Below are 25,144 nucleotides of genomic sequence, written 5' to 3' on the forward strand. Positions count from 1 at the left end.
CGGGCAAGAGATCACTTGACCCGAAATGTTTTGGGGGCAAAGCGGTAGACCAGCAGGAGCGCCACGGTCATGTAGACGACGGTGGAAAGACTGACCACGACGGCAAAGCCCCGGGGCTCGACCTTTATTTGCAAGCAGAGGTAGCACAGCAGGTAAACGGCCATGTTGACCAGCTTGTAGAAGGGGTTTTTCATGTTGAGATCGGTGGTATAGGGCTGGAAGATATAGTAGCAAAACAGGTGATGTACCGCGAAAAACAGCGACAGGCAGAGCAGTGAGAGCATGAAGGGGATCATCTGGTCGGGCGGCCAGTGGTCGCCGGCCAGCGCCACGACCCCGCCGACGGCGGCGCACATGGCCGCGCCCACCAGCAGATTGAACCCGCCGACGTAGAGCATGCGGCGGCGGAAGGTCTCGAGCACGGCGCGGCGGGAGCGGGAAAAGCTGTAGCGCAGCAGGGCGATATCGCAGTTATAGAACATGGCGCGGGGGATGCGCTCGCACTGACTGGTGGCCATGTACATGCAGAACACGAACACCGGCAGGATGCCGGTGACCGCTGCCGCCCCGGTGTAGGCCAGCTGGGGAGACAGGATGCACAGCAGCACCAGCAGTAAAAACAGGGCGCCGATGACCGCCAGCTCGATGAGGATGGGCTTTAGCACCATGCGGCGGTGGCGGTCGAAAAACAGGGCGTTGAGGTAGTCGAAGCCGTGGCGGTGGGCAAAGCGGCCGGGCTGCAGGCTCTCTTGCCGCAGGTCTTCGTCTTTGAGCTTGACCCCGGCAAACAGCGCCTGGCTCTGGGCCTTTTTGGGGTCGAGCACCGCCTCGCTGAGGTTGGTGGTGGCCTGCGACAGACCGGTGTAGACGCTGTAGGTCTTTAAGTAGTGCAGGCCCAGACCGCCCAGCACCAAAAACAGCAGTGCGCCCGGCAAACTGACTGCCCAGTGGTGGCGCACCAGCGGCGCCAGGCCCGGAAACAGCAGCGGCAGATAGCCCAACAGCAGGCACAGACCGGCAAAGCCCCAGGTGATGAGATACTTTTTGACCAGCACGATACCGCACTTGTCGAACAAAAACAGATGCAGGGCCTCGCCGGCCAGATGCAGCCCCACCACCATGACCGGCAGCACCAGACAACTGACCAGCGGCAGACCGGCCAGCAGACCGAAGATGAGGGAGGCCGGCAGGAAAAATACCAGGTCGGTAAGGTGATCGAACACCACCGTACTGTAGATGAAACGGCCCGGCTCCATGCCCAGCAGTTTGATACAGGTGTAGCGCAAAAAGTCGGTATTGGCGGTGTGGGCGTTCAGCACTGCGCCGCCGATGCTCATCATGAGCAGGACCCATACGAACAGGCCTTGGCGGGTGGCTTTGGCGGCGTTTTCGAGCATGAGAAAGGCGGGCAGATAGGCGACAAGGCCGATGTAGAGCGCCTTGTAGAAAAAGCGCATGAGCTGCTTGAGAATGGCAAACACCCCGCACAGCGCTGTTTTCAGGCTGCCGTCGGCGTAGATGCTGTCGCCGGCCAGGCGGCCCAGCAGGGGGATACGCTTAAAATAGTAGATAAATTTGTTGGCGGTGAGCGCTGCCTGTACGGTGAATACAGTGATCAGCGTGCTGGCGAAGTCGCTGTTTTTTTGCGTTTGCTCCACGGCCATCACCTCCTTTTGCCGCGCAGGGAGAAGGCGCTTTTGGGGCTGGCGGCAGCGGCGGGCGGGGCCTCGGGCTGGTGGGGCGGATCGCGCAGGATCTCGATGATCTTCTCCTCGAACTCCTTGCTGTGCAGCAGGGCGGTGTCCATCTGGGAGAGCGCACCGCCGTTTAGGATGACGATCTCGTCGCACAGGTCGGTGGCCAGCTGCAGGATGTGGGTGGAGAAGATGATGACGTGATCTTTTTTGATGTCGCGCAGCAGGTTCTTCATCTCCAGTGCAGCCACCACGTCAAAAGAGGTGAGCGGCTCATCCAGCAGGATGATAGGCGGCTTGGCGATGAGGAAACAGAGCATCTGCACCTTGTTTTTCATGCCGTGGGAGTAGCCCTTGATGAGGCGGTGGCGGTCTTGCGGCTCGATGCCGACCAGTTCGAAGTAGTCGTCGATGCTGGCGGTCTGGGGGATGTTTTTGTGGATCTCTATGTAGAATTTTAAGAATTCGTAGCCGGTCATGAACTCGGGCAGGATGGGGGTGGAGAACACGTAGCCGATGTCCTCGGGCGTCAGCGGCTTTTCAGCGTCGCCGAACTGGACGACGGCGGCGCCGCTGTCGGGCGGCAGCTCGCCGCTGAGGCAGTTAAACAGCGTGGTCTTACCTGCTCCGTTGCGGCCGAGCAGGCCGTAGATCTTTCCCTTTTCAAAGGTGAAGCTGGCGCCGGTGAGCACCGATTTTTCGCCAAAGGCCTTGGTGATATCTTGGAGTATCAGCTGCATGTGTGTGCCCCTCTCTCAGTGCCGCGGTGAGGCTGGGAGGCCCGCCCGCAGAGAATTTTGTACTAGATGTTTAGTACAATAGTACAGATATGTGAGAATTTTGTCAATCGAAAAAGGTGTAAAATCGTCTGGTAGCGGCAAAAAAAGTGGCGCTGCCGGGGCTAGCGGTGGTATAATCGTCAGGAAAAACAGAGGGGAGCGGTGAACATGGGGGAGGACTACCGGCAGCTGCTGGAACACTGTACGCTGTGCCCGCGTCGCTGCGGCGCCGACCGGCTGCGTGGAGAGACTGGGTACTGCGGGGCCGGAGCGGCGGTGCGCGCCGGGCGCGCAGCACTGCACTTTTGGGAGGAGCCCTGCCTGTCGGGCGACAGGGGCTCGGGCGCGGTGTTTTTTAGCGGCTGTACGCTGGGCTGCGTATTTTGCCAGAACTACCAGATCAGCGCCGACGGGCAGGGAGTAGAGGTGACGGTGCCCCAGCTGGCTGAGAGCTTTTTGTCGCTGCAGCAGCAGGGAGCACACAACCTGAACCTGGTCACGGCCACCCATTATCTGCCCCAGGTAATTGCGGCGCTGGACCTGGCCAAGAGCCGGGGATTGGCGCTGCCGGTGGTGTATAACTGCGGCGGCTACGAGCGCCGGGAGACACTGCGGATGCTGGCGGGATATGTGGACATCTACCTGCCCGACTGCAAGTACCTGGATGTGCAGCTGGCGGCGCGCTATTCGGGGGCGCCGGATTACCCGCAGGTGGTGCGGGAGGCCCTGGACGAGATGTTTTTACAGGTGGGGGAACCGGTGTTTGACGACTGCGGCATGATGCGGCGGGGGATGATCGTGCGGCACCTGCTGCTGCCCGGCTGTGAGGCGGACAGCCGGGCGGTGCTGCGCTATCTTTACGGGCGCTTTGGCGACAGTGTGTACCTGAGCATCATGAACCAGTATACCCCCCTGCCCCGAGTGCGGGTGCGCTGGCCCGAGCTGGGCCGCTGCATAACGGCGGCGGAGTACGAACGGGTGATCGATTACGCGCTGGAACTGGGCATTGAGAACGCCTTTGTGCAGGAGGGGGGAACTGTGAGTGAGAGCTTCATTCCCGATTTTAGCGGGCAGGGTCTTGCGCGGTAGGGGCGTTTTTGCTACAATGCCTTTAGCAGAGTAAGACCCTGCGCGTTAAGTGCCGGCTGAACGGGGAGTTGACAGCCGGACGAAAAGAGCGGCGCTGCCTTTTTGCTGTGGCCAGGCCCGACGGGCCGGCCGCAGTGGGCGAGCGGCACGACTCTTGCGGTGCGCGGTCTGCATCCCGCTGCCACGGCTATTCTCTGTGAGAATAGCTTGAAGAAGAGCCTTGTCGGGCACAGCGCTCCGTTTTGCTGGCGCAAATAGTTGCCTTTTCCTCTGGCCGGTACCCGCCTGTAGGGGGAATGGGCAGAAGTACCTTTTCGGGCCTTTCTCCTGCTTAGGGGGATGGCTGGAGGTGCGGTGCAGGCGCGGGAACTGTTGGCCGCGGCAAATTGGCTTTTTCTTCTGAGAGAGACGTTAGAGCATCTCCTTATGTGGCTGCATGCACACTACTTTGCAGAGATAAGGAGGTTTTTTTATGTCATCGAATGCCAACGCAAAATTGTCACTGGGCCAATGTGTGGCCCGCTCGGCGCAGGAGCTGCGCTCGCCTTACAGCCTGACCGGGCTGGCCATGCTCACGGCGCTGAACGTGGTGCTGCACTTTTTTACCATCGTGCCCAACGAGTTTTTAAAGATCGGGCTCACCTTTTTGGCGATCGGCACCAGCGGGTACCTGTACGGCCCGGTGGCAGCCGGAGCGGCCAATGGGGTGGCCGATATCATCAAGTATCTGGTGCGGCCCACAGCGGGGGGGTTTTTCCCCGGCTTTACGCTAAATGCGGTGGTCACCGGCTTTTTGTACGGGCTGGTGCTGTACCAGAAAGCGCCCACCATCTGGCGGGCGCTGGCGGCCAAATGCGCGGTGACCGGGGTGGTGAACCTGCTGCTGACACCGCTGTGGCTGTCGGTGATGTACGGCAGTGCCTTTTGGGCGCTGATGAGCGTGCGCATCACCAAAAACCTGATCTTGCTGCCCATTGAAACGGTGATGCTGCTGGCCATGTTAAAAGCGGTACAGCGCATTAAAAAGCCGCATTGGCAGCCGCGCCGATAGGCGGATATACCGCGTCAGCAAACTGTTTTTACGAGACAAGCGAGCGCCCGGGACCAGTGCCCGGGCGCTCTTTTTTGTGCGCAGCGGCTGGGTCACTTCCATGGCGCCGTTGTCGGCAACCACTGCCAGCTGATAGGCGAATGATTCGTCAGACCGGCGCAGGATAAATGGAAGACAGGTCATAATTGCGAGCTTGGATATGTGCGTCCAAAAAGAATGTGGCGATGTTTTTGGCAAACATCTAAAAATGCAAAAAAGAATTTGGCTTCTTTTGTAGAAAATGGTATAATGATGATATGTGTAAAACGGGGAGGTGAGGCGGCGATGAAAAGGCGGTGGCGGTACGCGCTGTTCGGCTTTTTTGTGGGGATGATCTTGCTGGGGTGTGTGACGCTGCAGTCTATCCACAGCGTGCGCTCCCACGGGCAGCTGATCAATTATGTGGGCATCGTGCGCGGCGCCACCCAGCGGCTGGTGAAGCTGGAACTGGCCGACACGCCGAGCGACGAGCTGATCGTGTACTTAGACGATATTTTGGAGAACCTGACCACCGGCAAAGGCAAGTATGGGCTGGCGCTGATCGAGGACCGGGACTACCGCCTGCGCCTGGAAGAGCTGGACCAGCAGTGGGGAGACCTGAAAGAGCTGCTCTACACCCACCGCACCGACACGGCGGTGGCGCCTGCTTTTTTGGATAAGAGCGAGCAGTATTTTGACTTGGCCAACCAGACGGTTTTTGCCGCCGAGGCCTATTCCAGCCGCCAGACAAGAGACCTTACGGTGCTCATCATCCTGCTTTTTGTGGGGATCTTGGCGGTGTGGGCGGTGTTTTTCCGCTTTAATTTTAAGGAGATGCTGCACCTGAAAAGCGCCAACCAGGACCTGAGCGACCAGGCGGGCCGCGACCCGCTGACCGGCGCTTATGATCTGGGCCGCTTTCAGAGAGAGGCTCAGCTGCTGCTGGACGGGGCGGCAGAAGAAAAATACGCGCTTTTTTATGTGGATTTTGCCGACTTTAAGTACCTGAACGACCTGCTTGGCTACGCTTGCGGCGACAACATCTTAAAGCGCTATGCGGCGCTGCTATCGGCTGATATGGGCGACAGCGAGGTTTTTGGGCGGATAAATGCCGACAACTTTGTGATCTTGCGGCAGTACGACGCCAAGCGGCACCTGCTGCAGCGCCAGCGGTATGTGGACGCGCAGATCGTGGACTATGTGTACACCACCTATCAAAAGCAGTCGCTGCCGGTGCGGTGCGGTATCTGCTGTGTGGAGGACACGGTGGAGCAGCTGAAGGTAGAGGGGCTGATGGACCGGGCCAACTTTGCCCGCGGCGACGTGAAGAACGGGACGGTGAGCGGGCAGTACTGCTTTTATGACGAGGGGATCCGCCGCCGGCTGTTTGCCCAGAAAGCCATTGAGAGCAGCATGGCCGACGCGCTGAAGGCCCATGAATTTGAGGTGTACTACCAGCCCAAGGTCGACCCGAAGAGCGGGCAGATCGCCTGCGCCGAGGCGCTGGTGCGCTGGCGCCGCGCCGACGGGACGGTGATCCCGCCCGACCAGTTTATCCCGGTGTTTGAAAAGAACCGGACCATCCCGCTTTTAGACCGGTATGTGTTTGAGGAGGTCTGTATTTGGCTGCGGCACATGCTGGACAGCAAAAAGCGGGTGCTGCCAGTATCGGTGAACGTGTCGCGCATGCAGTTTGGCGGGGCGGATTTTGTGCCGGCGTACACGGCTATCCGCGACAAGTACCACCTGCCGCCGCAGCTTTTGGAGATAGAGTTTACCGAGACGATCCTGTTTGAAAACTGGGACCAGCTGTCAGAGATCGTGGATGATCTGCAGGCGGCGGGTTTCAGCTGTGCCATCGACGACTTTGGTAAGGGGTATTCGTCGCTGAGCACCATTAAGAATCTGAGCATCGATGTGCTGAAGATCGACGCGCTGTTCTTTCGCGACATGGTGCACGCCGACAAGGACCGGCTGATCGTGGAGGGCATCATCAACCTGGTGCGCCAGTTTGGGATCGTGACGGTGGCTGAGGGGATAGAGGACCCGCAGCAGGTGGAGTTTTTGCGCCGCGCCGGCTGCGACCTGATACAGGGCTATGTGTTCTATCGCCCCATGCCCCAGCCGGAGTACGAGGCGCTGCTGGCCAGTGTGCCGCTGGCGGCGAACTGAAAGGACATGCACCGCGTGAGCGGGTATTGAGCCACAAAAAGGGGCGCCCCGGTGACTTGAGTTGCCGGGGCGCCCCTTTTTGTTTTATAAAACTGGTGTGCCCGGGAGAAGTAGCGGGCAGGCTATTTGAGGATGAGTGCCGGATAGCTAGTGGCTGGCGCTGGGGGTATACTGCTCTAAAAAGCGCTGGGCCACCGAGGAGAGGTAGCGGTCTTTGACCCAGACGGCGGCGATGCGGGTGTAGAGGCTGCGCTCTTTGAGCACCTTGAAGCTGACCGGCAGACGGCCCATCAGCTGGAGGGCCGACCGGGGCATGATAGAGACGCCGGCACCGGTGGTGGCCCACAGCAGTGTGGTGCGGGCATCGTCGTTTTTGCAGAGGATATCCGGCTCGAAACCCGCATCTTCGCAGCAGCCCAGCAGCAGAGTTTCGAACCGGCGATAGAAGATGAGCGGCCGATCGCGCAGCTGGCTGATGAAGAGCGCTCCCTCGGTGGTGGGCCAGTGGTAGTCGGCCGATGCCACAGCCACCATGGGCTCCTCCTCTAAATAGATGCAGCCCAGCCCGGCATCTTTAAACGGGGTGCGGACGATGGCCACCTCGATAATGCCGGCAAACAGCAGTTCCAGCAGCTCGAAGGTGTTTCCCTCGCGCAGTTCAAAACGCACCTGGGGGTATTGGCGGCAGAAATTTTGCATGCGCTGCTGGAAAACGGCGCTGCCCGACGAGGAGACGGTGCCCAGACTGAGGATGCCGATCTGGCCGCGGCCGTAATCGGACATTTCCTTTTTGGCCAGCTGTGAGAGCTCCAGGATGTGACAGGCCCGCTTATAGAGCAGACGGCCGGCCGCCGTGAGCCGCAGCTGGCGCGGGCCCCGCTCGAAGAGGAGCTGGCCCAGCTCCTCTTCGAGCAGGTGCAGCTGACGTGAGAGCGGCGGCTGGGAGATATGCAGTTTTTTGGCGGCGGCGGTGATCGCGCCTTCGTCGGCGATGGTGACGAAGTAGTGCAGTGCTTTTAGATCCATAGATACGCTCCTGTTGGGAATGAGAGGCCTGTTACTGCCGTCAGTAGAGATCGAGACGGCGGGCAGACCGCTGTGCAGAGGGACGATCTGAACCGTATCTGCTGTAAAGATTTGCACAAATGCCATACGATTTAGGTATGGAGAGGATATAAAACAAATAGTTTTCATATAGATATCCAGTTGTTATAATAATAGTCGATATCGGCGGCGATTACAAGTAGAGCCCCGCCCGGCCGCAGGCTGAAAAGACGGGCGGGGCAGAGAGCTGCCGACCCCCGGACTGGGGAGGAAAAGAGAGGTCTTATCGATTGAAAAAACTACTGCGCTACCTGAAGCCATTTAAAAAGCAGGTGATATTGGGCCCGCTTTTTAAACTGACCGAGGCGATCTTTGAACTGCTGGTGCCCACGCTGATGGCCCACATCATCGACCGGGGCGTAGGGCGGAGCGACCTGCCCTACGTGTGGAAGATGGGGGCGCTCATCGTGGGGCTGGGCGTGGTGGGGCTGGGCTGTGCCCTGACCTGCCAGTACTTTGCCGCCCGGGCCTCGCAGGGGGTGGGGACGCTGCTGCGTCAGGACATGTTTAAAAAGATCGGCCAGCTGTCGCACCGGGAGCTGGATCAGTTTGGGACCGCCACCCTGATCACCCGGGTGACCAGCGACGTGAACCAGCTGCAGGTGGCGGTGGCCATGCTGATACGGCTGGTGGTGCGGGCGCCGTTTTTGGTGATCGGTGCCACGGTGATGGCCATGACCATCGACCTCAAGATGTCGCTGATCTTTTTGGCGGCCATCCCGCTCATCGGTCTCACGCTGTATGTGGTGATGAAAAAGACGGTGCCGTTTTACCGCACAATACAGAAAAAATTAGACCGTATCGGCACCGTATCCCGCGAGAATTTGGAGGGGGTGCGGGTGATCCGCGCCTTTTCCCGCCAGGAACAGGAAAAAGCGCGCTTTGACGATGCCAGCGGCAATCTGGCCGGTACCTCGGTGCGGGTGGGGCGGGTCTCGGCGCTGCTCAATCCCCTGACATCGATCATTATGAATTTTGGCATCATCGCCATCCTGTATTTCGGCGGCTACCAGGTAAATAGCGGGGCGCTGAGCCAGGGGCAGATCATCGCGCTGGTCAACTACATGACCCAGATCTTGCTGGCGCTGGTGGTGGTGGCCAACCTGGTGGTGATCTTCACCAAGGCCTCGGCCTCGGCCACCCGGGTGAGCGAGGTGCTGGAGACGGTACCCTCTATCACCCAGCAGCCGGGTGCGGCGGTGCCCGCCCCGACTGCCGGCTGCCCCAAGGTGCAGCTGCGCGATGTGGATTTTCGCTATTTTACCAGTGAGAACGCGCTGACCGATATCAGTTTTGCGGTACAGCCGGGGCAGACGGTAGGCATTATCGGCGGCACCGGCGCCGGCAAGTCGACGCTGGTCAACTTGCTGCCCCGCTTTTACGACGCAGTTGCCGGCACAGTTGAGATAGACGGACAGGATGTGCGGCAGTGGCCGCTGGATGCCCTGCGGGCCCAGTTTGGCCTGGTGCCGCAGCAGGCGCGGCTGTTTACCGGCACGATACGCGAGAACCTCTTGTGGCAGGTGCCGGACGCCACCGACGAGCAGCTGTGGCGGGCGCTGGATATCGCCCAGGCCAGCGAATTTGTGCAGAAGCTGCCCCAGGGGCTGGATGCGCCGGTGCAGCAGGGGGGAAAGAACCTGTCGGGCGGGCAGCGGCAGCGGCTGACTATCGCCCGGGCACTGGTGGGCATGCCGCCGATCCTGATCCTGGACGACAGCGCCAGCGCACTGGATTTTGCCACCGATGCGGCCCTGCGGGCAGCGCTGGCCCGCATAGAGGGCAGCACGGTATTTATCGTCTCGCAGCGGGTGTCGGCCATTAAAAATGCCGATTTGGTGCTGGTGCTGGACGACGGGCAGCTGGTGGGCAGCGGCACCCATCACCAGCTGATGGACAGTTGCCAGGTGTACCGGGAGATCTGTCTCTCCCAGCTGAGCGAAGAGGAGGCGGCACAGTGAAAAGAGATACCAGAAAAGAGAGCCCGGTGCTGGGCCGCCTGCTGCGCTATATGCGCCCACACCTGCTGTTTTTGGTGCTGGCGCTGCTGGCGGCTGCGGCCAGTGTGGGGCTGACCCTGTACGGGCCAGTGCTCATTGGCCGGGCGATAGACATGATCGTGGGGCCGGGGCAGGTGAAATTTACCGGCGTGCTGTACATCCTGCTGTGGCTGGCCGGCGTGTACCTGCTGGCGGCGGTATTTCAGTGGGCGATGACGCTGTGCACCAACCGGGTGGCGTTTTTTACCGTGCGCGACCTGCGCCGCACCCTGTTTGACAAGCTGCAAAAGGTACCGCTGCGCTTTATCGACCAGAGCGCCCACGGGGACCTGATCACCCGCATGGTCAGCGATATCGATCTGATCTCGGACGGGCTGCTGCAGGGCTTTGCCCAGCTTTTTACCGGGGTCATCACCATTGTGGGCACGCTGCTGTTTATGCTGTCGATCAACGTAAAGATCGCACTGGTGGTGGTGCTCATCACCCCGCTGTCGCTGTTTGTGGCCAGCTTTATCGCCCGCCACTCGCACGACCAGTTTCGCCGGCAGTCGGCGGCGCGGGGCGATATGGGAGCGCTGGTGGAGGAGATGGTGGCCGGCCAGAAGGTGGTGCGCGCCTTTCGCTATGAGAGCCGCGCGCAGGACACCTTTGACGGCATCAACCAGCAGCTGTACCAGTGCGGTGTGCGGGCCCAGTTTTACTCCTCGATGACCAATCCCTGCACCCGCTTTGTAAATGGGCTGGTGTATGCCGGGGTGGGCATCATCGGGGCGGTGGCGGCCATTGCGGGGCATTTGACGGTGGGGCAGATCTCGGCCTTTTTGACCTATGCCAACCAGTACACCAAGCCGTTTAACGAGATATCTGGCGTGGTGACCGAGCTGCAGTCGGCTTTTGCCAGTGCCAGGCGGGTGTTTGCGGTGCTCGACGAGCCCGATGAGCCGACCGAGGCCCCGGCTGTTTTGCCCCGCAGCGACGGCAGCGTGGGGCTGGAGCAGGTCTCGTTTCGCTACAGCCCGCAAAAGCCGCTCATCGAAGACTTTTCGCTGGCAGTACAGCCGGGACAGCGCATAGCCATTGTGGGACCCACCGGCTGCGGCAAGACCACCATCATCAACCTGCTGATGCGCTTTTACGATGTAAACAGCGGCCGCATCTGTATCAGCGGCACCGATATTCAGGATGTGACCCGACAGAGCGTGCGCCAGCAGTACGGGATGGTGCTGCAGGACAGCTGGCTTTTTTCGGGCACGGTGCGGCAGAACATCGCCTACGCCCGGCCTGACGCCACCGACGAGGAGATCGTGGCGGCAGCCAAATTTGCCCATGCCCACAGCTTTATCAAGCGGTTGCCCCAGGGGTACGACACGGTGATCGGTGAGGACGGCGGCAGTATATCGCAGGGCCAGCGGCAGCTGCTGTGCATCGCCCGCATTTTGCTGGTGAGCCCGCCCATGCTCATTCTGGACGAGGCCACCTCCAACATCGATACCCGCACCGAGCAGCGCATCCAGCGGGCACTGGCCAAGCTGATGGAGGGGCGGACCAGCTTTGTGGTGGCCCACCGCCTGTCGACCATCAAGGAGGCCGACAACATTTTGGTGATGCGCGACGGGCACATCGTGGAGCAGGGCAGACACCAGCAGCTGCTGGATGCCGGAGGCTTTTACGCCAAGCTCTACGCCAGCCAGTTTGAGGTACAGGAGACGGCGGCCCAGTAGCGGATATATGCCCATGACCGCTAGAAATGATCGCAATAAAAGATCCCCCCACGCAGGCGGTATGCTGCCTGCGTGGGGGGATCTTTGCCTGTTTTTAGAGGGGGAGACCGACCGGTGGTTTGACCGCCCGGGTGGCGATGAGCGTGGGGGTATAGCGGTCTAGCTGGCGCTGGTCGTCGGAAATATCTTCGTAGAGATCGGTGAGCAGGAAACCGGCGCGCAGCTGGCCGGCGATCTGCTCTTCCAGCGAGTGGCTGTACTCCAGCGGCTGTGCATCCTGCACCCATTTTTCCAGCACATCTGCCGGCAGGTGGCGAATGTCGGCGTAGGGCAGCGGGTAGGTGACCTTTAACTCGTCGGCTTGGGGCGTAAGCGTATCGAACAGGTAGACCAGCGGGTTGGCAAAACCGGACAACAGCGCCCCGCCCGGGCGCAGTACCCGATAACATTCCCGCCACACCGGTTGGATATCGTCGACAAAGCAGTTGGATACCGGGTGGAAGATGAGATCGAAGCTGGCGCCAGCAAAGACCGAGAGATCGCGCATGTCGCCCTGTACGGTAGCCAGAGAAAGGCCTTCACGGGCGGCGACCTGCCGGTCTTGTTGCAGCTGCAGATCACTGCCGTCGAACACGGTGACGACGGCACCCATCGCCGCCAGCAGCGGCCCCTGCTGCCCGCCGCCACCGGCCAGGCACAGCACCTGTTTGCCCCGCACATTGCGGTACCAGCTGGCGGGGACGATTTTTTTGGCGGTGAGCACCAGCGGTGGGCGGCCGGCGCGGGCCTGGGCGATCTGGGCGCTGGAGACGCCGACGGTCCAGCGGTCGTGCCGGCGAACCTTTTCGTCCCAGGCGGTGCGGTTGTGTTGGGTGACATCCATGGCGGTCTCCTCTCTGCCGCGGCGTGGGTGCTGCAGTCAGTCGCGAGCGGCGGGCGGGTCGTTTGGCGCCCGTACGGTGCTCTGGTTATAGGTGTGGCTGAGCTCGTCGTAGAAGAGCCTGTCTTTGCCGGTGAGCAGGCCGGCGAACACGTGAAAGGTGAACAGGATGGGGATGGCGATGAGCCCCCCACAGAGCAAAAACAGGGCGGTGTGCACCGGACCGTTGGTGTTGGGGAGCACCTCGGTGAGCGCCGCGGCCAGCACGGGGGCCGGCAGTAGCACAAAATACAGCAGGCTGTAGCGCAGTGCCAACTGCCCCAGATGCGGCGGCTGCCCGTCGCCCCCCACCAGCTTGATGCCCACCAGCAGCTTGCCCAGCGTGCGGCCCCCGCTGGACCAGGGGAAAAAGAAGAAGTAGAAGACCACCGCGCAGATGTAGAGCAGGGCCAGGTTTTGCGGCTTTTGCACCACTGCGGTGGGCAGACCAGTGCCCCGGAGAAGCAGGGCGCCGGCCAGCATACAGCCGCCGATACCGGTCCAATCTACGGCCAGTGCCACCAGGCGCCGGGTGTAGGATACCCGGCGCCCCTTTTGGTAGGAGCGGGCATCCAGCCGCTCGCGCGGAGGCAGGAACCAGCAAAAAAGCGGAGTGATGACCCAGCCGACGACACCGCCTATGGTGTTGAGCAGCAGATCGTCTACATCGAACAGACGGTAGGGGCGGGGGTACATGCCAAACAGCGCTGAGAGCTGTATCAGCTCGAAGGAGAGACTGAGGAGAAACGAGAGCAGGGAGGTGCTCCAGAAGCCCCGATCAAAATAGTAGTGCAGGTACACCCCAAAAGGCAGAACCAGCAGCACGTTGAATACCGCCTGGTAAAAGGTGCTGGCTTTCATGGCCGGCAGCCAGGTGTGTACGTCGCCGGGGACAAAGCCGCTGCCGGCTAAAAAGTCGCGCACGAACTGAAAGGGGCGCAGCTGGACGATGGGGCGGGTGTACTGAGCCACTTCGCCTACCGGCGGCAGCGGCAGAATCGTGAGAAAATAGGCGCACATCAGGTACAGTATAAACGAGTACACCACCGCCACCCGCAGCATGAGCAGCGCCCCGTAGCGGCGGTACTGCACCAGGATATAGGGCAGGGGGAAGACGGCGGCCAGCAGCGGAAAAAGCAGGATGGCCGCCTTGATGGGGAGGAGGTAGGAGGACATCAGCGGCACCCCCTACCGGGGTAGAGCCGTTCACTTACAGACATCGATCCACTCCAGGCTGTGGGCGTAGTCGGCCAGCTCCTGGCAGGTGAGCTCGATGGCGGAATTGGCGCTGCCACAGGCGGGGAACACGGTGCTGAAGCGCTGCAGCGACTTGTCGCAGTACACCCGCACCGGCTGATCCTGGGGCAGACCGAAGGGGCAGACGCCGCCCACGGCGTGACCGGTGAAAGCCAGAGCTTCGTCGGGGGTGAGCATTTTGGCTTTGGTGCCGAACTGGTCTTTGTATTTGCGATTATCGACTTTGCAGTCGCCGGCGCAGCAGATGAGGATCGCGCTGCCATCTTTATCTTTAAAAGACAGTGTTTTGGCGATGCGGGCCGGCTCGACCCCCACCGCCTGCGCTGCCAGCTCGACGGTGGCGCTGGATACGGGGAACTCCAGGATATCTTCGGCCCGGCCCAGCGGGGAAAAATATGTGCGGACAGCTTGTATCGACATGAAAAAGACTCCTTTTTATACAGTTGTGGGAAAGCCCCCAATGCGGCGCCGGTGCACAGCTATGGCCACAGCGGTGCGAGCTCTGCTACCGGCGCCGTCTGCGCCCCATTATAGCAAATTTTGCCGCCAAAGAAAAGTGGCGGCCGACGGCCGCAGCAGTGGGGCGATGGGGAGAAGAGGTATTTTAAAACTTCGGAAACGTTGCTGGCAGTGCGGTGGGCGGCGATACAGAGCCGCTTTTGTCAGCATTAATGATAGCATAAATGACGGCGCAAAAGGCCGCCGGGGAAACGCAGTCCCCGGCGGCCAGAGTGTTTTTGCTTTTATTAATTTTTCCGTGCACTCATCAGCCCAGCAGCGAGTGGCGCAGCACCTCGATCTCGTCGTCGGAGAAACCGATGTGCGACAGATAGCCGGTGGCGCCGCCATAGGTCTCCTCCAGGTGGCAGAGCGTCTTTTGCATCTCGGCCGGGTTGGAGGCAAACAGGTAGGCGGGCACATGATACTGGTCCAGCTGTTCCTGTGCGCCGGCGATCAGCTGGCGCAGGTTGTCTTCGCTGACGGCGTAGTCGGCCTCGACACATTCGTCGTCGACACCGGCCAGCTTTAAAAGGAGCATGGCGATGACGCCGGTGCGGTCTTTGCCGGCTGTACAGTGGAACAGACAGCAGCTGCGGCGGTGATCGATAAACTCCTCGAATACGCGGCGGATAGCTTGACCGTGCTCATCTAAGAGGGAGATATACAGGTCTGACATGCTCTCGGGCAAAGTGGCCGGATCGAAAGCGGTGGCGTGCATATTATCAGACATGGAGATGTGGTGGTAGCAGATATCTTTATAGCCGTCGAGCACACAGGGGTGGCGCTCTACCTCGGAGTCGGAGCGCAGGTCGATGACACAGCCCACGCCGTAGCGGTAGAGGGCCTCTTTGCTGCTCTCGGGCAGGTTGTGCAGGCTGTCGGAGCGCAGGTAGGCGTGCAGTTTGAGGCGCTGGCCCTGGGTGTTGGTGTAGCCGCCTAGCTCGCGGATATTGCAGCTGCCGGCTATGGGGAGGGGAGAGTTGGTGTAGATATCAGTCAACATAGGAATTACCTCGTCTGTTCCTGTAAAAGATCTTTGTAGTACGAATTGGCGGTATAGAGGGCAGCCACGGGATTGTGCCCCAGCACCCGGTCTTTGACCACCAGAGTGGTGGTGACGGCTTTGCTGTAGCGGTAGAACAGACTGTCGTGGCCCACGCACAGGCCGATGACCACGTTCAGGTCGGTCCCGGCCCGGTTCAGCAGCTCGGCTTGCAGAACGGGATTGCAGCAGCTCTCGCCCGGTCTCATCTGATGGGCCTCATCGATGCCGATATCGCTTTTGGGCGTGCTGCCCACCTTGCAGGCCACACCGTATACCTCAAAGCCGTTTTTGCGCAGGATCTTGGCAAATATACCGGCCTCGCGAACCAGACCTACACAGGTGGCGATACCGACTTTTTTGGCGCCGATCTTGCGGGCGAACACCACCGTCTCTTTGACCCGGGGCCACTGGCGGTAGCCCTCTGCCTCCACCTCGGCAGAGGCAACAGCCAGACGGTGGATGAGCGCGTCGTTTTGATACAGCGCCAGCACCTGCTGGTGCAGCTGCGAATCCAGGCCGGTGGTGAGGCAGAAGTCGGGGTTTTTGCCATCGTGAGCCGAGCAACTGGTGGTAAAACAGTCCACGCAGCTGTGGGCGGGAATGTGGTCCATCTCTATCAACTCCACTGTGCGGGGCGGTCACCGGGCACTCTCGACCGAGAGGAAGGTGGCCTGTCCTGCAAAAATTGCGCTATGACTAAAGCATAGCACTATAACACTGCAAGAATTTGCCGCAATCTGTTGCGGGTCGCTGTGCGCGCGACTATTTCCCATTGTGCACAAAAGTTGTGATTTGTTGTATAAATATTGTAGACAACCGGGCAATATGCGCGGTTACATGTCGAATTGATTCGTTTATATATATAATTTTACCATGGAACGTTTCTGAGCACAAGAGAATTGTCTGATAAGAATGTACTTAGGTTTTGTGAGCTTTTTCAAATGCCAGCAGGCGAGGGGAGAAGTAGCGGTCATCGGGCGGGCACGGCGAGGTGCAGCAGGTTGCAGAGTGGCGGAACGGACAGGTGGCGGTGTGCTGCGGCTTGATCGTACGGCGCTTTTGGTGTTCTGGGGTAGTTTGGGGTAGATAGAGAGGAGCACAAAAAGAGCGCCGTCTGCCCTGTGGGGGGGACGGCGCTCTGATGGCGCGTTGGAGGGGGCTACTGTATGTCGGCAGCGCTCTCGGCGTGTTGCAGCAGGTCTACCGCCTGGTCTACGCTCATACCGCTGCTCTGTACGACTTGGTACAGCTTATCGATCTCTTGGCGCTTTTGCGCCGTCTGCAGCTCGCCTTTCTTCTCCATCAGTTCCGCTTTGGTCTTGTCGCAGCGCAGGATCTGCATCTCTACTTTTTGCAGCTCGGCTGCGTAATCTACCGGCTTTTTGGGTCTTGGCATCTCCCGGATCACCTCCCGCATTTTTAAATACAGTATACGCCGCTGCTTTTGCGAAGAGTGGCGAAAAAGGCGGTCTCTGCCCAGTGGAGTCGACAGCGGAGGAAGCCGCTTGCGCGGTGGGGCTGATAGACACCAAAGCGCCCGCCCCACCGGGAGTGGTGGGGCGGGCGCCGACAGCTGGCCGCTTAGCAGAGCGGAGGGATGGTGCGGTGCGACTAGCGGCGTTTGTCGAAGGCGGGGTTCATGCTGTAGAAGTTGCGGCAATCCAACTGGTCCTGCACGTAGCGAAGGGCCTCGCCAAAGCGCTGGAAGTGGACGATCTCGCGCTCCCGCAGGAACTTGATGGGGGCGATGATATCGGGGTCGTCGAGCATGCGCAGAATGTTGTCATAGGTGGTACGGGCCTTTTGCTCAGCGGCCATATCTTCGTGCAGGTCGGTGATGATATCGCCTTTGGACTGAAACTCGGTGGCGGTAAAGGGGACGCCGCCTGCGGCCTGCGGCCATACGCCGGTGGTGTGGTCGATATAGTAGTCGGCAAAGCCGGAGGCCTTGATCTGTTCGGGGGTGAGGTTGTGTGTGAGCTGGTGCACGATAGAGCCGACCATCTCGAGATGGGCCAGCTCCTCGGTGCCGATGTCGGTGAGCACGGCCGATACCTGGCGGTAGGGGCTGGCAAAGCGCTGAGACAGATAGCGCAGTGAGGCGCCGATCTCGCCGTCGGGGCCGCCGTACTGGGACATGATCATCTGGGCCACCTTGGCGTCGGGCTTTTTGATATTTACAGGAAATTGCAGTCTCTTTTCATATTGAAACATTTCTCAATACGCTCCTTCCCAGGGCCAAGGGGTATCGACCCAGTCCCACCGGTCGCCTTTGGCGGTATCCATAGACAGCGCGCCGTAGCGCTGGGTATAGGCCTGCAGGGCTTTTTTGCGCAGGGCACTGTAGCGGCGGAAGTATGCCAGCGCTTCCTCATCGTGTGGATGTGTATCTAAAAACAGCTTGACGTCGTCCACGGCAAAGCTGTACTGGTCTATCTGTTGCAGGAGCAGTTTTCGCTCGTCTCGCTGTTCGCCCATGAACGATCCTCCTCTCTCTTTCTGCCAAAGGGCAGATCTAACTGGCTGAAGATGGTGCCTCGTCTCAAAGCAACATCAGACTTGTATATCTCGCGCCAAACTTGCCACGGCACATAGGACATGCCGATGGGGAACTTGCCAAAGGCGTCCCGGTCGCGGTGGGTGCAACGGGTGCAATCAGTCAACGTGATGGCTCCTCTCTATATCGTCTTTTTGGTGCCTCGCCGGTAGCGGCGGGCTCGATTTATTTTATGTGACTGTCGGCAGCGGGGTTCGGCATCGCTGCCGGCAGCGACGGGCGGGACGGGCGATGGCGGCGACAGCGCGACAAAATAGCGAGAACAGCAGCAGATTTGTGACTGGACAGCGCGGAACATGCGGGCGGTGTTTATCGCACCTGGGGGCCGACTAGCCGCCGGGCCAGCGGCCCACACTGAAGATGGGCCAGTAGGCGCAGACAGCAGTGCGCTAAAATTTGGCCCCTGTGGGGAGAGGTTTTGTGCACGGCGCATGGGCGATGACAAAAAGTGACCGCTCGAAACAGCATCTTCACAAAATCTTCAGAATTTAGCAACAGTTGTTAAGAGATAAAAAGGGTACGATAGCAATTGTAAAAAGGACCCAGTGACCGGCCATGAAAAAGAGGGGCGGGCCCACGGGACAAGAGGAGGACCTGACCGTGAAAAAAGAGAGATGTGCGCTGGTGCGCCGCCGCCCGCTGTGGGCCGATTGGCTGGTGATCGCGCTGGTGGTGCTGGCGGTGGTAGCCATCACCTGTGCGGGCGGTATGTTTTTTGGCTCGAAGACCGACTGGCTGGGCCAGCACACCGCTTTTCCCGATTATTTTCGCAAGCTGTTTTACCAGACCGGTGAGCTGCTGCCCAATTTTGCCCTGGGTATAGGGGCGGGGCAAAATATCTACAATTTTTCGTATTATGGGCTGCTGAGCCCGCTGGTTTTGTTTTCTTATCTGCTGCCGTTCGTGCCCATGACCATTTATATGGCGGTGGCCAATGTGGTGGGGACCATTGTCACCGGGATCTTGTTTTACCAGCTGCTGCGGCGGGAAAAATTCAGCCAGAACGTGTGTCTGGTGACGTCGCTGCTGCTCATCACCTCGTCTTCCCTGATCTTTCAGGCCCACCGGCACTTTATGTTTGTCAACTACATGCCGTTTTTGCTGCTGGCCCTGCTTGGCGCCCACCGCTATTTTGAAAAGGGGAGCCGCTGGCTGCTGTGCCTATCGGTGTTTTTGATGGTGATGACCAGCTATTACTACTCGGTGGCGGGTATCGTGGTGGTGGTGCTGTACGGGGTATACCTGTGGCTAAAGGTGCTGGAGCGCCAGGACCGCCGCTTTACGGTAAAGAGCTTTTTAGCAGATGGACTGCGCTTTTTGCTGCCGGTCATCTGCGGGGTGGCGATGGCGGCCGTGTTGCTGCTGCCCACCTTTTGGGCCATACTGGGCGGCCGGGAGAGCGGCGTGAGCAAGACGGCTGAGCTGCTGGACCTGCTGGTGCCCAAAGCCAACCTGGACGGGCTGCTCTACAGCCCCTATTCGCTGGGGTTTGGCGCAGTGGCGGTATTGGCGGTATTGTGGGGCTTTTTTGCCCCCGGCCGACCCCGCAAATTTTTGCACATTACCTTTGCTATGATCTTGGCGCTGCCGCTGTCGCTCTACCTGTTTAACGGGGCGCTGTATCTGCGCAACAAGGCACTGATCCCGTTTGCGCCCATCGTGGGGTTGATGCTGGCCGGTTTTTTAGCCGATCTGGCGGCCCGGCGGGTGCGCTGCCGGCAACTGGCACTGCTGTTTGTACTGGCCAACGCAGTGTTTTGGCTGCTGGGGTACAAAAACCTCATCTATTACGCCGAGGCGGCGGTGATCTTGACGCTGTGCTTTTTTTGCGCCCGGCCGGCGGTGCGCCGCTCCTTTTACGCGGTCATACTCTGCCTGTCGTTTGCGACCTGCCTGATCGCCAACAGCACCGACGAGCTGGTCAGCGAGGAGATGTACGAGCGGGTGTTCCCCGAAGAGAAGCAGCAGCTGGTGGACGCCGCCCTGGACGCTGAGGACGGACTGTGGCGTTTTGGCAACCTGGACGATACCCTGTACAACGTGAATTACGTGTACCGCCCGGATTACCTCAACACCTCGGTGTACTCCTCTACCCAGAACGCCGATTACAAGTCATTTCGCGACGATACCTTCCGCATGGCACAGCCCTACCGCAACAAGCTGGTCAGCGCCCAGACGCCCAATGCGCTGTTTCAGCTGCTGATGAGCACCCGCTATGTGGTGACCGATGGCGACCCCGGCGCCGGTTACCAGCCGGTGCAGACAAAAGGAGACTATACCTTGTACCGGTCGGATTATGCGCTGCCACTGGGCTACGTGACCTACCGCACCGTGAGCCAGTCGGCCTATAACCGGGTGGGGTACCCCTACAGCCTGGACGTGATGCTGCACCAGACTGTGGTGCCCGACGAGAGCGACCTGGCCGGCGACAGCCCCATCAGCTGGGTGCTGCCCACCGACCTGCCCGACGGATGGCAGATAGGCCCCTACACCACTATTACCCCCACCGACGACGGCTGGGACCTGCAGGTGACTAAGAGCGACAAGCTGCACTTGGACCTGGGTCAGGGGTACCAGGACAACCTGCTGCTCATCGGCTTTAACGTGAAAAATATCGGCACCCACAAGGACATTAAGATCGGGATCAACGGGGTGGAGAACAAGTTGGCCTACAACAACGAGTACTATCAGGCCCACCACAACCAGTTTGAGTATGTGCTCTCTTCGAGCGAGCGCCTGACGGCACTGGATGTGACTCTGTCGCCCGGCAACTACCATATCTCGAACCTGCAGGTGCACATGCTGCCGGTGGAGACGCTGCGCAGCGCGGCGGCCCAGGTGACCCCGTTTACATTTGATAAGCAGAAGTCGCTGGCGGGCAATGTGTCTGGCCAGGTAACGGCCCAGCAGGACGGCTACTTTGTCACCAGCATCCCCTATGATGAGGGCTTTACCGCCTATGTGGACGGCAAAGAGCAGAAGATCGAGAAGGTCAACCAGGCCTTTGTGGGCTTTCCGCTAAAGCAGGGGTCGCACACCGTGGAGCTGCGCTACACGGCCCCGCTGTTTCGCGCCGGGGCGGCCATCAGCGCCGCCGGGCTGGCCGGGCTGGCTATCATGGTGCTGCTCGACCTGCGCGCGGGGCGCAAACGGCGTGCAGCAGCCGGGCAGTGACCGGCCACAGCGTAGACAGTACAGCAAATTTGCAGGAAAAAAAGCGGCAGCCGGTTTATTACCGGCTGCCGCTTGGCGCCCAGGGGGCAGAATACTAAAGAGGCCGGCATCGTGCCGGCCTCTTTTATGTTTTATGTGAGGACAGGTACGGTGCGGCTACTGCCGGCGGGCAAAGACGATGCCCACGGTGTTGGGGCCGCAGTGGCTGGAGATGGTACAGCCGGCCTGGGTGGTGATGACCTCTTTAAAGTCGCCCAGCTTGCGGGCCTCTTTTTCGATGGCGGCCAACAGGTCGGGGCTGGCGGTGGTGTGGACGATGAACAGCCGCTCGTAGGATATGTCGCTGCGGCCGGTAAGGCGCTGCTGCACGTATTGCAGCACACACCGCTCGAACTGACCGCGGAACTTTTTGCCCACGTGCATCTTGCCCTCTTTGACCTCGATACAGGGCTTTAGGCTGAGCAGATTGGCCCCCAGCGCCGCAACCGATGAGCAGCGCCCGCCACGGCGCAGATAATCGAGCTTGTCGAGGATGAAGCTGGTCTCCATCTTGGGCACCAGATGGTTGAGCCGGTCGCAGATATCCGCAGGAGCCATACCGCTCTCGGCCATCAGCGCGGCCTCCAGCACCAGATAGCCGATACCGGCAGTGAGGTTTTGGCTGTCGATGGGGAAGACGTTGGAGAACTCGTCGGCGGCCACCAGCGCATTTTGGTAGCAGCTGGAAAATTCAGAGCCGATATTTATGTGGATGACGGCATCGTACTGCTGCGAAAGCGGCTCGAAATAGCGGATATAGTCGGCGATGTTGATGGCTGCCGTCTGGCAGACACGACCGTCTTTTTCGGTGCTGTCGAAAATATCCTGTGGCTTTATCTCGATACCGTCGCGATAGCTGACCCCGTCGCGTACGATATACAGTGGTGTGATGTCGATCTGGTGCTTTGCGATCAGCTCTGGCGAGAGATCGCAGGTGCTGTCGGCGGTGATCTTGATGCGCATAGGGCCTCCTTTACCAAAAACACGGGGGGCGCCGCACGGTGCTCTTACAGCTGGTGGCAGCTCTTTATGGCTGTCACGGCTTCGGCGCTGACTGGCTGTGGCAGACTGGTAGGCCGGCCGAGGTAGAAGCCCTGCAGGTAATCTACCCCCTGACTGACCAGGGTACAGACCTCCTGCCGGGTCTCGACACCTTCGGCGATGACCCGGATATTCTGCTTGTGGCAGAAGTCTACCAGGCTCTGCAACAGGTGCTGCCGCGAGTAGTCGCGGTCGATGTTGTGAATGATGGACATATCGATTTTAACATAATCCGGCGTCAAATCCAAGAGCAGGCTCTCGCTGTTGTAGCCGTTGCCGAAATCGTCGATGGCCAGCTGCGCATTCTGCTGCTGGATGAACTGCTGTTTTTGCCGGGTGAGCTCCTGATCGAGTTTGTCCTCCTCGGTGAGCTCGAGCACGATGTTTGGCAGCAGGTCGCTGTAAAGCGCCTGCAGACGCTGCATCTCGGCGGTGGTGAGAGCCTGGTTGGGGATGGAATTCAAGAAGATGCGGCAGCCAGAAAAGTCCTCCTGCCGGCGGCGCACCGAGGCCAGCACCCCGAACCAGGTCATCTGTTCGACCAGGTGCAGCTTGGACTGACTGCGGGCGATGGTGAGGATCTCCTGCGGGGTGTGCAGCGTTTTGGAGTGGCTGCGCATCAGCGCCTCGTAGCCCAGTACAGAGCCGTCGGCAGTGCTGACGATGGGCTGGAAGTGGTAGCTGACCAGCTGATTTTCCAGCAGCAAGTTGAGCTCCTCTTTGGCGTGCAACAGGTAGGAGTCGCGGTTGTAGCTGACGATATCGAACTCGCGGAACTCACCTTTGATGGTGTTTTTCACCTGATACATGGCAAAGTCGGCGTATTTGATGAGCATCTCGAGGTCCCGGGAGTCGTCGGGGTACCAGGCGACACCGGCCGAGGCGCGGACTTTGAACTCCGGGTTGTCGGGCAGGGGGAATACCGCCTGACGGATGTCGTTTTGGATGCAGCTGATCGAGACCCGCAGTGCATCTTTGCTGGCAAAGCCGTAGAGGAAGACGTAGAACTCGTCGCCGGACATGCGGGCGGTGACGATACCGTCGCCGCTGTGGCCGCGCAGGATCTCGGCCATGCAGCGGATGTAGCCGTCGCCCTGATCGTGGCCGTAGGTGTCGTTTATGTATTTGAGATTGTCCAGATCGAGCATGATGAGCGCCGCCACCTGCAGCTTTTCGGGATCCTGGCTGAGCTGTTGCAGGGTGGTGTGGAAGGCGCGGCGGTTCAACAGGTTGGTGAGCAGGTCGTAGTCGCGCTCGTACTCGATCTTATTTTTCTCGACGATCTCCTGGGTGACGTCGATGAGCACGCCCAGGATACGGCCGCCGTCATCCACCGCCTTGAGGCGCAGCCACTGCTCGTGGCCGCTGCCGTCTTTGCGGTGGTAGATGCACGAGCCGTCCTCCTCGGTCTTTTCCAGATCGGTCTGCAGCTGGGTCATGAGCGCGTCGAAATCGTCGGCGTCGATATAGCGGTAGGGCTCGCTTATGTCGATGCCCAAAAAGCGCAGCATCTGATCGGAGCAGAACACCTGCCCCCCCTGCTGCACATCGGCGCGCTCGAAAGCGCCCACCGACACGCCGGAGAGGTTGATGATGGCCGCCAGTTTGGCCGAAGACTCGGCCACATTTTGGCTGAGCTGCTGGATGGAGCGGATGAGATCGTCGATCTCGGCGATGCCGATGCTCTCCAGCGACAACGCGGCCGGGGAGGTGCTCTGCCGCACCTTGCCCGACAGGCGCACCATGGGCTGAGAGAACTTGCGGGCTACCGCCCACACCCCCACCACGCCGATGCCCAGCGAGAGCACCAGAGAGATGAGCAGTGTGGCGTGCAGCTTGGAGGAAAAGCCCAATAGAGCTGTTTTGGGCACCACCCCGATGAGCGCCCACTGATCCTGCTCAAAGGGGGAGTTGCGGTCGTACAGGTGCAGGTACTGCACACAGCCGAACACCTTATCACCGGTCTGCAGGCTGCCGGCGTCGATCTGATAGCTGTTGCCGGAGATAGGGGCGGCGGCCAGATCGATCTGGCTGCGGGAGCCGAACTGCTGCAGACAGGTGGGGCCGGACATGAGCACCTTGTCGAAGCGGTTGCTCTCGGACTGGCCGACAGCCAGCAGGTAGCCGCCCTGATTCTCGGCCGCCAGCTCGCTGTAGTTTAGCTGGCGGGTGAGGTAGTCGCAGCTGAGCTCGATGCCCATGACCCCCAGCAGCGTGCCGCTCTCGTCGCGCAGCGGGATGGAGTAGGTGATGACGGGGATATCGTCCTGGCTGAGGTAAAACGGGCGGCTCCAGTAGCAGAGCTCGTCATCGTCGGCGTCGGCGTAGTTGATGGCGGCCGTGTAGGGGTTTTTAAAAAAGGCAAAGCTGTCGGGGTCCTGCTGGGGAGAGAAGGTGAACTGGGGGCTCCAGCGGGTATCGGTGGAGATGCCCAGCTCTTTGGAGAGCGCGATGGGACAGCGCTCCAGCAGCAGATCGGAATTGTTGGCGTTGTTGGTGCTGGGGTCCAGATCGCGCACGTACAGCCCGGGCAGCGACAGCGTCTCTGCTTCGAGCTGGGCGGTGGTGGGCTGGCCCAGCACCACAAAGGCGCCGGTGACCGCATTGAGCCGCAGCAGGTAGAGGAGCTCGGGCGACAGCGCGCGCAGCACATCGGTAGAGAGGTCGAGATCGCCCATGAGCTCGTCGGCACTGCGGCCGCCCAGCGCCTGTTTGACGCTGGCGGTGATGGTGTCGGGGGAGGAGCGCAGGTTGCTCCAGCGCTGGATCATATCGTTTTGCAGATAGTTTTTGCGGTTGATGACCCGCTCGTTTAAAATGTCAAAGGAGTTTTGGTCCAGCTGCGTCAGCGTGCCGCCCAGCAGGATGACACTGTAGAAGATGACCGCCTGCACCACCATCACCAGGATGATGGGCAGCAGCATCTTCCTCATGACGGTGATCCGCCGGGGCGCTTTTTGCCGCGTGACGCTCTGTGTCATAG

20 protein-coding genes and 1 riboswitch are annotated in these 25,144 nt (G+C 60.1%); of the genes, 6 read left to right on the forward strand and 14 right to left on the reverse strand.

What is annotated here, in order from left to right; translation table 11 throughout:
* Positions 1-11 precede the first annotated feature (11 nt).
* Both C6Y32_RS05150 and C6Y32_RS05155 read right to left on the reverse strand, forming a co-directional pair.
* The gene (locus tag C6Y32_RS05150; RefSeq protein WP_129589390.1) at positions 12-1,658 is read right to left on the reverse strand and encodes a hypothetical protein; all 1,647 of its coding nucleotides are present in this window, start codon (positions 1,656-1,658) and stop codon (positions 12-14) included.
* 5 nt (positions 1,659-1,663) lie between these two features.
* Positions 1,664-2,434: an ABC transporter ATP-binding protein gene (locus C6Y32_RS05155; RefSeq protein ID WP_105204281.1), complete on the reverse strand. Its 771-nt coding sequence runs from the start codon at positions 2,432-2,434 to the stop codon at positions 1,664-1,666.
* A 207-nt stretch (positions 2,435-2,641) separates the two neighbouring features.
* Here C6Y32_RS05155 and C6Y32_RS05160 point away from each other — a divergent pair, with 207 nt between their 5' ends.
* The 3 genes from C6Y32_RS05160 (at position 2,642) to C6Y32_RS05175 (ending at position 6,803) form a co-directional block, all read left to right on the forward strand.
* Positions 2,642-3,562 carry a radical SAM protein gene (locus C6Y32_RS05160; RefSeq protein ID WP_105204282.1) on the forward strand — a complete coding sequence of 307 codons (921 nt, stop codon included), beginning with the start codon at positions 2,642-2,644 and terminating at the stop codon, positions 3,560-3,562.
* A 24-nt stretch (positions 3,563-3,586) separates the two neighbouring features.
* A riboswitch (THF riboswitch) is annotated at positions 3,587-3,745 on the forward strand.
* Positions 3,746-4,034: 289 nt separating this feature from the next.
* Positions 4,035-4,613 (forward strand): folate family ECF transporter S component, encoded by a 579-nt coding sequence (locus tag C6Y32_RS05165; RefSeq protein ID WP_105204283.1) that lies wholly within the window; start codon positions 4,035-4,037, stop codon positions 4,611-4,613.
* A gap of 324 nt (positions 4,614-4,937) precedes the next feature.
* Positions 4,938-6,803 carry a putative bifunctional diguanylate cyclase/phosphodiesterase gene (locus C6Y32_RS05175; RefSeq protein ID WP_105204284.1) on the forward strand — a complete coding sequence of 622 codons (1,866 nt, stop codon included), beginning with the start codon at positions 4,938-4,940 and terminating at the stop codon, positions 6,801-6,803.
* 147 nt (positions 6,804-6,950) lie between these two features.
* Here the strand turns inward: C6Y32_RS05175 and C6Y32_RS05180 are convergent, their stop codons facing one another.
* Complete coding sequence (locus C6Y32_RS05180; RefSeq protein ID WP_105204285.1) at positions 6,951-7,829, reverse strand: LysR family transcriptional regulator; 879 nt, start codon at positions 7,827-7,829, stop codon at positions 6,951-6,953.
* Between the two features lie 308 nt (positions 7,830-8,137).
* Here C6Y32_RS05180 and C6Y32_RS05185 point away from each other — a divergent pair, with 308 nt between their 5' ends.
* Both C6Y32_RS05185 and C6Y32_RS05190 read left to right on the forward strand, forming a co-directional pair.
* Positions 8,138-9,868: an ABC transporter ATP-binding protein gene (locus C6Y32_RS05185; protein ID WP_105204286.1), complete on the forward strand. Its 1,731-nt coding sequence runs from the start codon at positions 8,138-8,140 to the stop codon at positions 9,866-9,868.
* A gap of 50 nt (positions 9,869-9,918) precedes the next feature.
* Complete coding sequence (locus C6Y32_RS05190) at positions 9,919-11,628, forward strand: ABC transporter ATP-binding protein (RefSeq protein WP_105204430.1); 1,710 nt, start codon at positions 9,919-9,921, stop codon at positions 11,626-11,628.
* 94 nt (positions 11,629-11,722) lie between these two features.
* Here C6Y32_RS05190 and C6Y32_RS05195 read toward each other — a convergent pair whose 3' ends face one another.
* The 9 genes from C6Y32_RS05195 to C6Y32_RS15730 all read right to left on the reverse strand — a co-directional run bounded on the left by C6Y32_RS05195 (position 11,723) and on the right by C6Y32_RS15730 (position 17,950).
* Positions 11,723-12,511: a class I SAM-dependent methyltransferase gene (locus C6Y32_RS05195; RefSeq protein WP_105204287.1), complete on the reverse strand. Its 789-nt coding sequence runs from the start codon at positions 12,509-12,511 to the stop codon at positions 11,723-11,725.
* 36 nt (positions 12,512-12,547) lie between these two features.
* On the reverse strand, positions 12,548-13,723 hold the full coding sequence (locus tag C6Y32_RS05200) for a VanZ family protein (RefSeq protein WP_105204288.1): 1,176 nt from the start codon (positions 13,721-13,723) through the stop codon (positions 12,548-12,550).
* 30 nt (positions 13,724-13,753) lie between these two features.
* Positions 13,754-14,224, reverse strand: coding sequence for a YbaK/EbsC family protein (locus C6Y32_RS05205; protein ID WP_105204289.1), 471 nt, complete (start codon positions 14,222-14,224; stop codon positions 13,754-13,756).
* 346 nt (positions 14,225-14,570) lie between these two features.
* Positions 14,571-15,308 carry a tyrosine-protein phosphatase gene (locus C6Y32_RS05210; protein WP_105204290.1) on the reverse strand — a complete coding sequence of 246 codons (738 nt, stop codon included), beginning with the start codon at positions 15,306-15,308 and terminating at the stop codon, positions 14,571-14,573.
* Positions 15,309-15,313: 5 nt separating this feature from the next.
* On the reverse strand, positions 15,314-15,961 hold the full coding sequence (locus C6Y32_RS05215; protein WP_105204291.1) for a DUF1847 domain-containing protein: 648 nt from the start codon (positions 15,959-15,961) through the stop codon (positions 15,314-15,316).
* A gap of 548 nt (positions 15,962-16,509) precedes the next feature.
* Positions 16,510-16,746, reverse strand: a complete 237-nt coding sequence (locus tag C6Y32_RS05220) for a hypothetical protein (RefSeq protein WP_105204292.1) — start codon at positions 16,744-16,746, stop codon at positions 16,510-16,512.
* Positions 16,747-16,961: 215 nt separating this feature from the next.
* Positions 16,962-17,564 carry a manganese catalase family protein gene (locus C6Y32_RS05225; RefSeq protein WP_105204293.1) on the reverse strand — a complete coding sequence of 201 codons (603 nt, stop codon included), beginning with the start codon at positions 17,562-17,564 and terminating at the stop codon, positions 16,962-16,964.
* A 3-nt stretch (positions 17,565-17,567) separates the two neighbouring features.
* Positions 17,568-17,828, reverse strand: coding sequence for a spore coat protein CotJB (locus tag C6Y32_RS05230; protein WP_105204294.1), 261 nt, complete (start codon positions 17,826-17,828; stop codon positions 17,568-17,570).
* Entirely contained in the window at positions 17,783-17,950 is a 168-nt protein-coding gene (locus C6Y32_RS15730) for a spore coat associated protein CotJA (protein ID WP_105204431.1), read from the reverse strand. Before C6Y32_RS15730 ends, C6Y32_RS05230 begins: the two co-directional genes overlap by 46 nt.
* Positions 17,951-18,507: 557 nt before the next feature.
* On the opposite strand from C6Y32_RS15730, the gene C6Y32_RS05240 reads away from it, so the two are divergent.
* Entirely contained in the window at positions 18,508-21,081 is a 2,574-nt protein-coding gene (locus C6Y32_RS05240; RefSeq protein ID WP_164998140.1) for a YfhO family protein, read from the forward strand.
* A 156-nt stretch (positions 21,082-21,237) separates the two neighbouring features.
* On the opposite strand, the gene C6Y32_RS05245 is transcribed toward C6Y32_RS05240, so the two are convergent.
* Together C6Y32_RS05245 and C6Y32_RS05250 are read right to left on the reverse strand one after the other, a co-directional pair.
* Positions 21,238-22,083 carry a DegV family protein gene (locus C6Y32_RS05245; protein ID WP_105204296.1) on the reverse strand — a complete coding sequence of 282 codons (846 nt, stop codon included), beginning with the start codon at positions 22,081-22,083 and terminating at the stop codon, positions 21,238-21,240.
* Between the two features lie 44 nt (positions 22,084-22,127).
* Complete coding sequence (locus tag C6Y32_RS05250; RefSeq protein WP_105204297.1) at positions 22,128-25,142, reverse strand: bifunctional diguanylate cyclase/phosphodiesterase; 3,015 nt, start codon at positions 25,140-25,142, stop codon at positions 22,128-22,130.
* Between the last annotated feature and the right edge of the window lie 2 nt (positions 25,143-25,144).

The sequence above is a fragment of the Neobittarella massiliensis (ex Bilen et al. 2018) genome (genome assembly GCF_900289145.1).
In the GTDB taxonomy this organism is placed as follows: domain Bacteria; phylum Bacillota; class Clostridia; order Oscillospirales; family Ruminococcaceae; genus Neobittarella; species Neobittarella massiliensis.

Bases quoted from the DNA above. Each gene is read 5' to 3' on its own strand.
- C6Y32_RS05155 (WP_105204281.1), bottom strand. From the start codon at position 2,434: ATGCAGCTGATACTCCAAGATATCACCAAGGCCTTTGGCGAAAAATCG.
- C6Y32_RS05160 (WP_105204282.1), top strand. From the start codon at position 2,642: ATGGGGGAGGACTACCGGCAGCTGCTGGAACACTGTACGCTGTGCCCG.
- C6Y32_RS05195 (WP_105204287.1), bottom strand. From the start codon at position 12,511: ATGGATGTCACCCAACACAACCGCACCGCCTGGGACGAAAAGGTTCGC.
- C6Y32_RS05210 (WP_105204290.1), bottom strand. From the start codon at position 15,308: ATGTTGACTGATATCTACACCAACTCTCCCCTCCCCATAGCCGGCAGC.
- C6Y32_RS05200 (WP_105204288.1), bottom strand. From the start codon at position 13,723: ATGTCCTCCTACCTCCTCCCCATCAAGGCGGCCATCCTGCTTTTTCCG.
- C6Y32_RS15730 (WP_105204431.1), bottom strand. From the start codon at position 17,950: ATGTCCTATGTGCCGTGGCAAGTTTGGCGCGAGATATACAAGTCTGAT.
- C6Y32_RS05180 (WP_105204285.1), bottom strand. From the start codon at position 7,829: ATGGATCTAAAAGCACTGCACTACTTCGTCACCATCGCCGACGAAGGC.
- C6Y32_RS05215 (WP_105204291.1), bottom strand. From the start codon at position 15,961: ATGGACCACATTCCCGCCCACAGCTGCGTGGACTGTTTTACCACCAGT.
- C6Y32_RS05205 (WP_105204289.1), bottom strand. From the start codon at position 14,224: ATGTCGATACAAGCTGTCCGCACATATTTTTCCCCGCTGGGCCGGGCC.
- C6Y32_RS05245 (WP_105204296.1), bottom strand. From the start codon at position 22,083: ATGCGCATCAAGATCACCGCCGACAGCACCTGCGATCTCTCGCCAGAG.
- C6Y32_RS05165 (WP_105204283.1), top strand. From the start codon at position 4,035: ATGTCATCGAATGCCAACGCAAAATTGTCACTGGGCCAATGTGTGGCC.
- C6Y32_RS05225 (WP_105204293.1), bottom strand. From the start codon at position 17,564: ATGTTTCAATATGAAAAGAGACTGCAATTTCCTGTAAATATCAAAAAG.
- C6Y32_RS05220 (WP_105204292.1), bottom strand. From the start codon at position 16,746: ATGCCAAGACCCAAAAAGCCGGTAGATTACGCAGCCGAGCTGCAAAAA.
- C6Y32_RS05230 (WP_105204294.1), bottom strand. From the start codon at position 17,828: ATGGGCGAACAGCGAGACGAGCGAAAACTGCTCCTGCAACAGATAGAC.
- C6Y32_RS05250 (WP_105204297.1), bottom strand. From the start codon at position 25,142: ATGACACAGAGCGTCACGCGGCAAAAAGCGCCCCGGCGGATCACCGTC.
- C6Y32_RS05190 (WP_105204430.1), top strand. From the start codon at position 9,919: ATGCGCCCACACCTGCTGTTTTTGGTGCTGGCGCTGCTGGCGGCTGCG.
- C6Y32_RS05175 (WP_105204284.1), top strand. From the start codon at position 4,938: ATGAAAAGGCGGTGGCGGTACGCGCTGTTCGGCTTTTTTGTGGGGATG.